Below are 12,988 nucleotides of genomic sequence, written 5' to 3' on the forward strand. Positions count from 1 at the left end.
GAGTGTTTACTCACTTTATTTTTGATTAAGAAAAATAGAGGGAAATCAGATGCTTTTAGATGAAACAACACGCGCTCAACTCCTCCCCTACCTTGAACTATTGGAAAATCCAATTTTTCTAAAGGTAGATGCAGATGAGAGCGAACAAGGTAAAAAAATCCGAGATTTCGTCACAGAGTTAGCAGACCTGTCACCAGAACTTTCGATAACCGAAGGGAAATTAAGTCGCACACCAGCTTTTAGCGTTGAACGTGAAGGCAGTGAGGGAATTCTATTCTCAGGATTGCCTCTAGGTCATGAATTAACTTCCCTTGTCTTGGCGCTTGTCCAAGTGAGTGGACGCCCGCCACGTATTGACGAGCAAACCATTGAAAAAATCAGGGCAATTAAAGAACCCATGCATTTTGACACCTATGTCAGTCTCACTTGCCATAATTGCCCTGACGTTGTTCAAGCACTCAATATTATGAGCCTGCTCAACCCTAACATCAGCCACACAATGATTGAAGGCGGAATGTTCCAAGAAGAGGTTGAAGCCAAAGGCATCATGGCAGTGCCAGCAGTCTTTAAAAATGGGAAAGAATTTCACAGTGGCAGATCCAGTCTCGAAGAATTAGTTGAAAAGATTAGTGGACCAGAGACAAATAATATATTCGCTGACAAAGCCCCATATGATATTTTAGTTGTTGGTGGTGGCCCTGCTGGAGTAAGTGCAGCCATTTATGCTGCCCGTAAAGGAATACGCACAGGACTTGTTGCTGAGCGCTTCGGTGGTCAACCTTTAGAAACTTTGGGTATTGAAAACCTGATTGGAACACCCTATATCGAAGGAACACAGCTTGCTCAACAACTTAAAGAACATCTCAAAAAATACCCTGTTGATATCATGAACTTACACCGAGCAGTCAAACTAGAAAAAAAAGAGCTCGTCGAGTTAAGTTTAGAAAATGGTGCGGTTTTAAAAACCAAAGCAATCATCCTAGCTACTGGTGCGCACTGGCGTGATTTAGGCGTTCCAGGTGAAGCAGAGTTCAAGACTAAAGGGGTGGCTTATTGCCCGCACTGCGACGGCCCCTTATTTGCTGGAAAAAATATTGCGGTAGTTGGCGGAGGAAATTCAGGTATTGAAGCTGCTATTGACTTAGCCGGCGTGGTTGCTCATGTTACCGTTCTTGAGTTTTTACCTGAACTTAAGGCGGATAAAGTGTTGCAAGAACGTCTGGCTCGTCTGAAAAATGTGACCGTCTTGACCAATGTTGAAACCAAAGCCATTAGAGGGACAGACAGAGTGACAGGACTGGATTATCAAGTGCGTGGTCAAAGTGACCTTACTCATCTAGAAGTAGCTGGGGTTTTTATACAGATTGGCTTAGTTCCCAATACAGACTGGTTGGCAGATACCCTCGAACTCAACTCACGTGGTGAAATCATTACAGATAAAGCGGAAAGTACAGTCCTTGATGGTGTGTTTGCCGCAGGAGATTGCACCGATAGTCGCTATAAACAAATCATTATCTCGATGGGAAGTGGAGCAACCGCTGCACTTAGTGCCTTTGATTATTTGATTCGAAATTAAAAAAACGAGTAAAAGGAAATACTTAAAGTTTTTCCTTTTTTTGTTGTATTTTACTTGCTAAAATATTTTTTCTTGATTAAACTTAAAGTAACAAAAATTGTAAGGTAAACTGAGCATAAATATGTTAAAATGTTTAAGTATAAATTTTGAGTAAGCAAAGCTCTTGGAGACGAAATGTCAAATAAAAGAAAAAACGATAAGCAAAATAAAACCAAACCTTCAACTAAAGCACCTAAAGTCTTAAAAAATCCAACAAAATCTATTCCAACAAGAATCAATCTGCTATTCTTTGTTATTTTTGTTCTATTTATGATTTTGATTGGGAAACTTTTTAATATGCAAGTTCTGAACCCTCATTACTATGCAGAGAAAGCAGTGAGCGCTGGAGGAAATGTTCAAATTATTAGCGGTGCACCGCGTGGGAGCATTTATGATGCGACAGGAAAACCCTTGGCAAGTACAGTGCCTGTGCAAGCCGTTGAATTTACCCGCAGTCAAAATGCCACAGCGAGTGAGATGCGAGAAGTTGCAGATAAGTTAGCAACCATATTGTCAAATACAATTGATGCTGGAACTTTGACAACTCGTGATAAAAAGGACTATTTTTTAGCTGATGCTACCAATCTTGAAAAGATTTCGGAAAGCTTAACCAAAAAAGAAAAAACCGATAAACAAGGAAATGATTTATCAGGAACCGATATTTATGAGGTCGAATTGTCTAAAGTAAAAGACAGCGACTTGAATTTCACACCAGAGCAAGAATTTGCAGCTAAACTTTTCAAAGAAATGAACAGCACAATGGTTTATAACAGCACAATGATTGCATCTGGTAGTATCACGGCAGAGCAACAAGCGACCATAGCTGAACGAGAAAGTGAACTTCCTGGAATTAGTATTGGAACATCTTGGGATCGTACATATGCCCAAAATTCATTAACGCCACTTATGGGTAAAATCACAAGCTCTAAGGCAGGGATTCCGGCTGAAGATTTAGATAGTTATCTGAAAAAAGGCTATCAGCGTAATGACCGTGTCGGAACAGGGCTCTTAGAAAAAGGTTATGAAAGTGATCTTCAAGGAACCCATAGCATCAAAAAAGTCAAATTTGACAAAAATGGTGATGTTTCAGGCACAAAAACAATCCAAGCGGGTAAACGTGGGGATGATTTAAAATTAACGATCAATATGGACTTTGAAGATGGGGTCAACAATATTGTCCAAAATCAACTCCAACAATTGATTCAACAAGGTTATGGTCAGTACAACCGTGGGGCATATGCGGTAGTCTTGAATGCCAAGACAGGAGCAGTCCTTGCGATGTCTGGTTACAATCGTGATGCAAGTACAGGGGTGATCACTTCCGATGTTTTAGGGACTTTCCAAAATATCTTCGTCCCAGGATCTGTAGTCAAGATGGGAACATTGACGGCCGCCTGGAATGCGGGAGTGATTTCTGGAAATGATACTTTGACTGCTCAGTCCATTCAATTTAAAGGTTCTCCACCAATCAATGACTGGTGGGGGGATTACTCACCAATGCCTTTGACCGCAGTTCAAGCCTTGCAATATTCATCCAATACCTACATGATTCAACTAGCGATGAGAATGATGGGGGCACCTTACACAGCAGCCGGTCAATATTTTGATAACAGTAATCGAGAAAAAGCCTATGAGGAACTCAGAAAGGCTTATGCTTCATATGGACTAGGAGCTTCGACAGGATTTGACATCCCTGGGGAATCCACAGGTTATCTTCCCTCTGCAAAATCTGATGCTGCTGCGGGAGTCAATGTCTTGTTTGAAGCATTTGGCCAGTATGATAACTACACTCCTTTACAGTTAGCAGTTTATGCAGCGACTATTGGGAATAACGGAACGCGTCTATCCCCTCACATCGTCCAAGGAATCTACGAAGGAAGTTCAGATGGTTCGATGAAAAATTTAGTTAAAAATATCACACCTAAAATTATGGACAAGGTGAACATTACGCCAGATAATATGGATGTCCTTCATCAAGGGATGTATGCTGTCGTTCACGGTAGCGGAGGTTATACAACAGGTAGAGGAATGAGTGTTGCTAATGTATCAATCTCAGCGAAAACAGGGACTTCCGAAGCAGATAAACTGCTTCCGGACGGAACAACAGTCACAGTAACAGCTAATAATGCTGTGGCTTATGCGCCATCAGATGATCCACAAATTGCGATTGCAGTTGTCTTACCAGATAACACGGAAGCTAACGCAAGCAGCGGAACAAAGGCCAATCAGAATATCGTGACAGAAATAACAAATCTTTATTATTCTAATCCAGTCTATCAAGCACAGTAGGATAAGAGAACAGGGGAATCACGAAAAATTTCCCTGTTTTGTTTTCTTTTCATTTTAAATGTTTTATAGTAAAATGGATGAACTAGAGAAAATATTAACAAGTGAAGAATTGGTGAATTATGTATTATCCAGAACCTATTGCCAAGTTGATTGAGTCGTTTTCAAAATTGCCTGGAATTGGACAAAAAACGGCTACTCGACTGGCTTTTTATACGATTGGCATGGACGACCAAGAAGTCAATGAGTTTGCTAAAAATTTGTTGTCGGCAAAGCGAGATCTGCGTTTTTGCACGATTTGTGGCAATTTAACAGAAAATGATCCTTGTGCCGTGTGTACGGATTCAACACGGGATAAGTCAACCATTTTGGTTGTTGAAGAATCAAAAGATGTGCTTGCTATGGAGAAAATACGAGAATATCGTGGTCTTTATCATGTCTTGCACGGAACGATTAGTCCAATGAATGGCATTTCTCCAGATGAAATCAATGTTAAATCATTGATTACACGACTCATGGACTCAGAGGTGACAGAGATTATCATTGCGACAAATGCCACTTCTGATGGTGAAGCGACAGCAATGTACCTGGCACGGATGATTAAACCAGCAGGTATTAAGGTAACGAGATTAGCGCGGGGCTTAGCTGTTGGCTCAGATATTGAGTACGCTGATGAAGTTACATTGTCTAAGGCGGTAGAGAACCGGTTGGAAATTTAAATTTTACTGTGGTAAAATGGACAAGACGATACGGATGCTTTTTGTAAGTTACAAAATATTCGTATGAGGAAAAAGCTACTGGCAGTTCTGTCAGTAAAAAAGGATGGATTATGTCAAAAGAAACATTAATTTTGTTATATGGTGGTCGTTCAGCTGAACATGAGGTTTCTGTTCTGTCTGCAGAATCAGTGATGCGTGCGGTCAATTATGAACGTTTTATAGTTAAAACTTATTTCATTACCAAATCAGGCGATTTTGTAAAAACGCAAGAATTTACAGAATTACCAGCAGCCGATGAAAAATTGATGTCTAATGATCAAGCAGCTGCTGAACCAAAAATTTCACCAGCGGCAATTTATGAAAAAGATGCGGTCGTTTTCCCAGTGTTGCATGGCCCAATGGGAGAAGATGGCTCTATCCAAGGTTTCTTAGAAATTTTACGTTTGGCTTATGTTGGGCCAAACATTTTGTCAGCATCAAGCACGATGGATAAACTTTTGGCAAAACACGTTTTTGAAGCTGTTGGTGTGCCTCAAGTGCCTTATGTAGCGGCATTTGCTGACGAAAATCAGGCTGAAATTGCTGAAGAAGTCGTTGAAAAACTTGAATTTCCAGTTTTTGTTAAACCGGCAAATATGGGGTCAAGTGTTGGGATTTCGAAAGTTGATGATTTAACTGGGCTGGAACCTGCACTATTGGAAGCTTATAAATACGATAACCGTGTTGTTATTGAACAAGGAGTTGATGCGCGTGAGATTGAGTGTGCTGTTCTTGGTAATGGTGGTGAAGTTGCAGCGACTTTACCAGGTGAAGTAGTCAAAGATGTAGCTTTTTATGACTACAACTCTAAGTACATTGATAATAAAATTCAAATGGATATTCCGGCAAAAATTCCAGCAGATTTGGCACAAAAAATTCAAGATTTTGCAACACAAGCCTACAAAGCAGTGAACGGTGCTGGTTTGTCGCGTTGTGATTTCTTTGTGACCAAAAACGGCAATGTCTATCTCAATGAGATTAATGCTATTCCAGGATTTACTCAATGGTCAATGTATCCATTACTTTGGGAAAATATGGGCTTGAGCTATTCTGATTTGATTGAAAAATTGGTGGATTTGGCAAAATCAGCCTTTGAAATCAGAGAAGCACATCTTGCCTAAAGACAAGAAGTCTGTCATTTTACTGACGGACTTTTTTGTCAGTAAAAATGTTATAATGGAGCTATTATGAAACTCACAATTCACGAAATCGCTCAGGTCATTGGCGCAAAAAATGATTGGTCACAGCTGACAAATGCGTCAGTAAATAATATTGAATTTGACAGCCGTTTAATCACGGCTGGCGACATTTTTTTACCCTTGCATGGTGCGCGCGACGGCCATGATTTTATCCCGACTGCTTTTGAAAAAGGGGCAATCATGACCTTTTCAGAAAAAACAGTTGAGCAGCCTCATCTTTTGGTCGAGAACAATCTCAAAGCTTTCCAAAAACTTGCTCAGTATTATCTTGAGAAAACGCAAGTTCCAGTTGTTGCTGTGACAGGATCGAACGGTAAGACAACGACTAAAGATATGATTGCAGCTGTATTGTCTAAAAAATACAAAACCTATAAAACACAAGGCAATCATAACAACGAAATTGGGCTACCTTATACCGTTTTGCATATGCCGGACGACACAGAAAAATTGGTTTTGGAAATGGGAATGGATCATCCAGGAGACATTGATTTTCTATCAAAGCTCGCCCGACCAGAGCTCGCTGTCATCACACTGATTGGTGAAGCTCACCTCGAATTTATGGGAAGCCGGGAAAATATTGCCAAAGGTAAAATGGGGATTACAGCAGGTCTACACGGCGAATTAATTGCACCTGCTGATCCGATTATCAATACTTTTATTCCAGAAAATCAAAAAATTACGCGATTCGGTGCTTCTGGCGAAGAATTGTACATCACAAAATTGATTGAACACAAAGATTGTTTGACTTTTGAAACTAACTTTTTGAATGACGAAATCAGTATCCCTGTTCCAGGAAAATATAATGCAACGAACGCGATGCTAGCAGCCTATGTTGGCTGCCATTATAGCTTGAGTGAGCCAGAAATTCGCAGTGCTTTAGGACAAGTTGAGCTGACTAGAAATCGCACCGAGTGGAAAAAAGCTAAAAATGGTGCAGACTTGCTCAGTGATGTTTATAATGCCAATCCAACTGCTATGCGCTTGATTTTGGAAACTTTCCAAGCCATTCCTAAAAACAAAAACGGGCGCAAAATTGCTGTGCTTGCTGATATGCTGGAGCTTGGACCAACAGCAGTGCAGCTGCACGAGCAAGTCTTGGAAAGCCTTGATTTTACCAAACTCGATGCGGTTTACCTCTATGGTCCACTGATGAAAAACCTTGAAAAAGTTGCTGCGGATAAGCCCGTCAGTCATTTTTCAGATTTAAAAATGCTGACGGAAATCTTGTCAGCAAATCTTCAACCGACAGACCAAGTCCTATTTAAGGGTTCTAATAGTATGAAACTGTCTGAAGTTGTCGAAAAATTGATTTGATATTAAGAGAAAATGCTGATGTAAGTATCAGGATTTTTTCTTTTGTTAAATTATCAGAAAATATATAATTTCACTTGACAATTTAAGGTCAGCATAGTATAATAGTCGCCATAATGAATTTTCAGAAAACTAAGAAAATTCGTTTTTTGTGAAATTATTGAAGGAGTTTAACATGAAAAAGAGAAAAGCAGTAGCTTTGACTACAACCGCCGTCCTATCAGGTTTACTTTTGGTAGCGTGCGGAGCTAAGGAGAGCCAACAAAAAAATATTCAATTTTCAGTTCCAACAGACATTGCCTCATTGGACTCAACGATTATAGTTGACCAGTATTCTTATGATGTGGCAGGGAATGTTGAAGAAGGATTGACACGAGTGAACAACAAAGGGGTTCCAGATTTGGCGTTGGCGAAATCTATTGATGTGTCAAAAGATGGACTGACTTATACGATTAACCTCAAGAGCGATTTAAAATGGTCGAATGGAGATAAGTTGACAGCAAAAGACTTTGTTTATGCTTGGCAACGTGCCGTTGACCCTAAGACTGGTTCAGAATACGCTTACCTTTTGGGAGCTATTTCTAAAGCCAATGATATCATTGCTGGAAAAGCAGCTGTTGATAGCCTAGGTGTCAAAGCTGATAGTGAAAGCAAGTTAACTGTTACGTTGGCGTCACCAACGCCTTATTTCAAATTCCTCCTGTCACAAGCAGTTTACTATCCGCTAGACCAAAAAGTTGTGGAAAAATATGGGAAACAATACGGAACATCATCAGATAAAACCGTTTATAACGGTCCTTATATGTTCAAGAAAGAAAAAGCATGGACAGGCACTAATAAAACCTTCTCAATTTATGCGAATCCAAACTATTATGACAAAGCAGCAGTTAAGTCTAAAGAAATTGATTTTCAAGTGGTTTCGAATGCTAACACAGGAGCTCAACTTTATAAACAAGGGAAACTCGATTTTACGCTGTTGTCTAGTACAGACTTGATTGAAGCTAATAAGAAAACTAAAGGCTACACGACTTTTAAACAAGCCCGGACGGATTACATTGAATACAATCAATCTGGTAAAAATGCCTCTAGCCCCGCTGCGCAAAAAGCACTGGCCAACCCAAATATCCGTGAAGCAATCAATTTGGCGACTAACCGTTCAGCTGTCGTCGATGCTGCTCTGCCAGGTTCTAGTGTTGCCACGAGCTTCACCCCAGTTGGAATGAGCAAAACAGCAAGTGGGGAAGATTTTGCGACTTACGCAAAACAGGGCTATACTTACGATCCAGCAAAAGCGAAAGCACTTTGGAAAAAAGGTATGGAGGAAGTTGGCTTGAGTAAAGTTACACTTGGTCTTGAAGCAGCAGGAGACCTAGCGCCTTCACAAGCAACTGCGAATTTCTTGCAGACGGCCTATGAGCAAAATCTACCAGGATTGAAAATCAATTTGAAACTTGTGCCTTTTAAACAACGTCTCAATGATGCACAAAATGGTAATTTCGATATGGTAATTTCAGGTTGGGGCGGTGATTACGCTGAACCTTCAACTTTCTTGCAACTTTTCACCACAGGGCAATCTTACAATGATGGGAAATTTTCAAGTACCGATTATGATACAGCATTTAAACAAGCAACAACAGTTCCAGACGTCTTGAATCCAGCGAAAGTTGATGCGCATTACAAAGCTGCAGAAACGTTCCTCTATCAAGGTTCTTATATTAATCCGATTGATTTTCAAGCTAACCCAGCTTTAATGAATCCAGCAATCAAAGGACTTGATTTCCATTCTACAGGCCTAGCTTTTGATTTAAAAACAGCTTATATTAAATAAATGACAAAAAGATGGATTTTCTGAAAATTCATCTTTTTCTATTGACATTTCGCTGTAAGAGAAGGTATAATATAGAAGTGCAGAATTTTCTGAAAATAATGTTTTCTGTAAAAAATCAAATTGCGTTTTCAAGAAAATTTATCTGGATGAAAATTTGTGAATTATTTCCGTTATAAAATTTTTAAATGATAATTTTGAGAAAATCTAGCCATTATACTTTACAATTTAGATTGAATTAAGTATAATACCAATATAATAAATTTTCTGACAATACTAAAAATTACAAAGTCAGAGATCATTCATGAAAGAGGGAAAATTACATGAAGACTTGGAAAAAGGTTACCTTAGGTACCGTTGCGCTTGGTTCAGTAGCCGTACTCGCGGCTTGTGGAAACAGTGACTCATCATCATCGTCAAAAGACATTCAATGGAATTTGTCATCACCAATTCAAACATTGGACTCATCATTGGCTACAGATACATACTCAAATATCATCATTGGTAATACTAATGCTGGTTTGACTCGTGTGGATAAAAATGGTAAAGCAAAACCAGAATTGGCAAAATCAGTGGATGTATCATCTGATGGCTTGACTTATACTTTCCACCTTCGTGATGGCTTGAAATGGTCAAATGGCGATAAATTGACAGCTAAAGATTTTGTTTACTCATGGCAACGTGCAGTTGACCCAGCGACAGCATCAGAATATGGTTACCTTCTTGGTGCAATTAAAAATGCGAATGATATTAACTCTGGTAAAGGGGACAAATCAACGCTTGGTGTTAAAGCAACAGATGATAAAACGCTTGTTGTAACACTTGCTCAACCAACACCGTACTTTGAATATTTGACTGCTAATGGTGTTTACTACCCACTCAACCAAAAAGTTGTTGAAAAATATGGTAAACAATATGGTACATCATCAGAAAAGATGGTTTACTCAGGTCCTTATAAATTTGAAAAATCAAAAGGCTGGAACGGTTCAAATCAAACTTTCTCAATCGTTAAAAATGATGACTACTGGGATAAAAAGGATGTGAAGACAAAAGCCATTGACTTCCAAGTTGTTCAAGATGTCAAGACTTCATTTAACCTTTACAAACAAGGTAAGATTGACCAAGCAAGTATTGGTGACCCAGACCTCTTCAAAGCGAATAAAGATAACAAAAATGTTACTTCACTACATGAAGCCACAACAGCTTATATCCAATATAACCAATCTGGAAAAAATAAAGCACTTGCTAACAAAAATATCCGTGAAGCTTTCAACCTTGCTACTGACCGTCAACAATATGTTGATACAGTAACACCAGCTTCTAATCCTGCTACAGGCTTGACACCAGCAGGAATGGCCCAAACCAACACTGGTGAAGACTTTGCAAAATATGCGGCTCAACCATACAAATACGATGCAGCAGCAGCGAAAGCGGCTTGGGCAAAAGGGTTGAGCGAAATCGGTGAAACAAACCTCACAGTGACGTTGACAACTGATGACAGCTCGGCCTCTAAGGACTCAGCAACTTTCCTTAAGCAAGCTTGGGAAAAACAACTTCCAGGTTTGACACTCAATATCAAGTCGGTACCATTCAAACAACGTTTGAATGACTCTACAACAGGTAACTTTGACATGGTCATCTCACTCTGGGGCGGTGACTACGCTGAACCTTCAACATTCCTTGATTTGTTTGTGAAAGATGGGCCAAACAATAACGGTAAAATCAATAACGTAACTTACGACAATGCCGTTAAAGCAGCAGAAACAACAGACGCCCTTGACCCTGCAAAACACTATGCAGATTATAAAGCGGCTGAAGAAGCGCTCTACAATGAATCAAACCTCAATCCGCTTTATTTCCGTACCACACCAGTTCTTCGCAATCCTAACCTCAAAGGGGTTCATTTCGGTTCAACTGGTTTGATGTACGATTTCAAAACGGCTTACCTCAAATAATAACAGATATTTAGAGCAGGAAAGTTAGGATTGGCAGATTGCCAACCCTATCTTTTCGCTTAGATTAGGAAATTTTTTATGGTTAAATATATTCTTAAACGTTTGGGGCTGTTGCTTCTAACCTTATTCTTGATTGTGACATTGACTTTCTTTATGATGCAAGTCATGCCCGGAACACCTTTCTCCAATCCAAAATTAACGCCAGATCAGCTGGAAATTTTGAAACACGCTTATGGTCTTGATAAGCCACTCTGGCAACAATATCTTATCTATATCGGTCATATGTTTACGGGTAATTTCGGAACTTCATTTGTGTATACCAATCAACCTGTAATTACAATGATTGCCCAACGCCTCCCTGTTTCTATGCAGCTTGGTGTTCAAGCTTTAATTGTTGGTACAATCTTGGGAGCTTTCATGGGGAAAGCGTCTGCTCGTCGTAAAAATGGATGGCTTGATGGGATTTTTGGATTCGTATCAGTACTTGGGATTTCCGTGCCTTCATTTGTTATAGGTACTTTGATTCTTCTTTACCTCGGATTCAATTTGAATCTTTTCCCAATTTCAGGTTGGGGTACTTTCTCACAAACGGTAATGCCAACTTTGGCATTGTCATTGGCTCCAATGGCAGTAGTAACACGTTTTGTCCGTTCTGAAATGATTGAGTCGCTTTCTTCAGATTATATTCTTCTGGCGCGTGCTAAAGGATTGTCTGAAAAAGAAGTGGTTAACAAACACGCGGTACGTAATTCACTGATTCCAATGTTGACTTTGATTGGTCCAATGGCAGCGAATCTCTTGACAGGTTCGGTCTTGATTGAGAAAATTTTCTCAATTCCTGGGATTGGTTCTCAGTTTGTTGATTCTATTCCAGCGAAAGATTTCCCGGTCATTATGGCAACAACGATTGTTTATGCTGTAATCTTGATGCTTTTCATCTTAGTTACAGACATTTTGACGGCAATTGTCGATCCACGGGTTCGTTTATAGAGAGGGTTTGAAGAAAATGGAAAATATAAATAAAGACTTCACCCTTGTTGGTTCAAAGGGTTCAGATTCAACAGAAAAAATTGCGAAACCAGCCTTGAGCTTTTTCCAAGATGCTTGGCGTCGTTTTAAGAAAAATAGAGTAGCACTTGTTGCAATGTGGGTTATTGTTATTACCTTAACTTTCTCTGTTATTTCGGCAGTGGTTGTTCCTCAATCTAAAGCGAATTATTTCAATCCAAACAAAACACAAGTATACGGTAATCTTCCGCCTAAGCTTTCAGGTGATTTGCCTTTCTGGAATGGTGAATTTAAAGCACCAGGTTCTAGCACACGCTCTAATGTTTATGAGGAACAAGGTGTTGAAAAGGGTAAAAACTATATCTTTGGTACGGATAAATACGGTCGCTCTTTGGCTAAACGAACGATCGTTGGTTTGCGTATTTCTTTGATTATTGCTTTGGCTGCCGCCTTGATTGACTTAATTATTGGGGTAACTTATGGGATTATTTCTGGCTGGATGGGCGGAAAAGTCGATCTGGTCATGCAACGGATTATTGAAATCATCCAATCAGTGCCAAACTTGGTTGTGGTTACGATGCTTGCTTTGCTTTTAGGACAAGGGATTTCATCAATCATCATTGCGATTGGTTTGTTTGCTTGGACAGGGATGGCAAGGCAGGTAAGGAATATGGTTCTTTCCTATAAAGAGCGTGATTTTGTCTTGGCTTCCAAAACATTGGGGCAATCCACATGGAAAATTGCTGTGAAACACTTGCTTCCAAATGTTTCTGGTGTTATTGTTGTTCAAATCATGTTTGATATTCCAAGTATGATTATGTATGAAGCTGTTTTGTCGGCGATTAACCTTGGGGTTAAGCCACCAACATCTTCTTTGGGATCATTGATTAATGATGGGATTGCAAGTTTGCAATTTTATCCTTTCCAATTAATTATTCCAGCTATTGTCTTGTCTGTGCTTTCATTAACATTCATCTTCTTTGGAGATGGTTTGCGTGATGCATTTGACCCTAGAGCAAGTGAGGATTAGA

9 protein-coding genes are annotated in these 12,988 nt (G+C 39.6%); all 9 read left to right on the forward strand.

Going from position 1 to position 12,988, the window contains the following annotated elements; genetic code table 11:
* The first annotated feature begins 49 nt into the window (after positions 1–49).
* The 9 genes from ahpF to EQJ87_RS10060 all read left to right on the forward strand — a co-directional run bounded on the left by ahpF (position 50) and on the right by EQJ87_RS10060 (position 12,987).
* Positions 50–1,576: an alkyl hydroperoxide reductase subunit F gene (ahpF, locus tag EQJ87_RS10020; RefSeq protein ID WP_130124449.1), complete on the forward strand. Its 1,527-nt coding sequence runs from the start codon at positions 50–52 to the stop codon at positions 1,574–1,576.
* Between the two features lie 174 nt (positions 1,577–1,750).
* Entirely contained in the window at positions 1,751–3,904 is a 2,154-nt protein-coding gene (locus tag EQJ87_RS10025; RefSeq protein WP_130124450.1) for a penicillin-binding transpeptidase domain-containing protein, read from the forward strand.
* Between the two features lie 119 nt (positions 3,905–4,023).
* On the forward strand, positions 4,024–4,620 hold the full coding sequence (recR, locus tag EQJ87_RS10030) for a recombination mediator RecR (RefSeq protein ID WP_130124451.1): 597 nt from the start codon (positions 4,024–4,026) through the stop codon (positions 4,618–4,620).
* A 110-nt stretch (positions 4,621–4,730) separates the two neighbouring features.
* On the forward strand, positions 4,731–5,780 hold the full coding sequence (locus EQJ87_RS10035; protein WP_130124452.1) for a D-alanine--D-alanine ligase: 1,050 nt from the start codon (positions 4,731–4,733) through the stop codon (positions 5,778–5,780).
* Positions 5,781–5,846: 66 nt separating this feature from the next.
* Complete coding sequence (locus EQJ87_RS10040) at positions 5,847–7,172, forward strand: UDP-N-acetylmuramoyl-tripeptide--D-alanyl-D-alanine ligase (RefSeq protein ID WP_130124453.1); 1,326 nt, start codon at positions 5,847–5,849, stop codon at positions 7,170–7,172.
* A gap of 172 nt (positions 7,173–7,344) precedes the next feature.
* Complete coding sequence (locus EQJ87_RS10045) at positions 7,345–8,997, forward strand: peptide ABC transporter substrate-binding protein (protein WP_130124454.1); 1,653 nt, start codon at positions 7,345–7,347, stop codon at positions 8,995–8,997.
* A gap of 320 nt (positions 8,998–9,317) precedes the next feature.
* Positions 9,318–10,949 carry a peptide ABC transporter substrate-binding protein gene (locus tag EQJ87_RS10050; RefSeq protein ID WP_130124455.1) on the forward strand — a complete coding sequence of 544 codons (1,632 nt, stop codon included), beginning with the start codon at positions 9,318–9,320 and terminating at the stop codon, positions 10,947–10,949.
* 78 nt (positions 10,950–11,027) lie between these two features.
* A complete protein-coding gene (locus EQJ87_RS10055; protein WP_130124456.1) occupies positions 11,028–11,939 on the forward strand; it encodes an ABC transporter permease in 912 nt (303 codons plus the stop codon).
* 16 nt (positions 11,940–11,955) lie between these two features.
* The gene (locus tag EQJ87_RS10060) at positions 11,956–12,987 is read left to right on the forward strand and encodes an ABC transporter permease (RefSeq protein ID WP_130124457.1); all 1,032 of its coding nucleotides are present in this window, start codon (positions 11,956–11,958) and stop codon (positions 12,985–12,987) included.
* The last annotated feature ends 1 nt before the right edge of the window (position 12,988 follow it).

Origin of the sequence: Lactococcus sp. S-13, assembly GCF_004210295.1 — a bacterium.
In the GTDB taxonomy this organism is placed as follows: domain Bacteria; phylum Bacillota; class Bacilli; order Lactobacillales; family Streptococcaceae; genus Lactococcus.